The sequence below is a fragment of the Alkalihalophilus lindianensis genome (assembly GCF_032843265.1).
Classification (GTDB): domain Bacteria; phylum Bacillota; class Bacilli; order Bacillales; family Bacillaceae_D; genus Alkalihalophilus; species Alkalihalophilus lindianensis.
The window spans coordinates 1-249 of record NZ_JAWJBA010000761.1 but is presented as its reverse complement, the minus strand read 5'-3'; the positions used below and the strand labels follow the sequence as shown (position 1 = coordinate 249).

Annotated in this window: 1 protein-coding gene; it reads right to left on the bottom strand. The window is 42.2% G+C overall.

Features of this window, described 5'->3' with window-relative positions; genetic code table 11:
- On the bottom strand, positions 1 to 249 hold a 249-nt coding region (locus tag RYX56_RS24220; protein WP_317124364.1), incomplete at both ends, for a GntR family transcriptional regulator.

The following is a 249-nucleotide window of genomic DNA, read 5'->3' as shown; positions in this document are numbered from 1 at the left end:
ATTTTTGGCAAGATGTGCTGAAATATAATTTGTTTCCAATGCCATCGGTACACCATCTGCTAGGCGTATCCGTTTAATATCGTAAATTGGAGTATTTTCGGCAATCGTCAATTGTTCGGCAATCGGACTTGGTGCAGGGATGATTTCGAAATGAACTAATTGACTGCCAGGGACAAGCCCTCTAGCTTTCATCTCCTCTGTAAAACTCGTCAATCCCTGCAGCGGTTGTTCAATCTTTCTTTCAGAAAC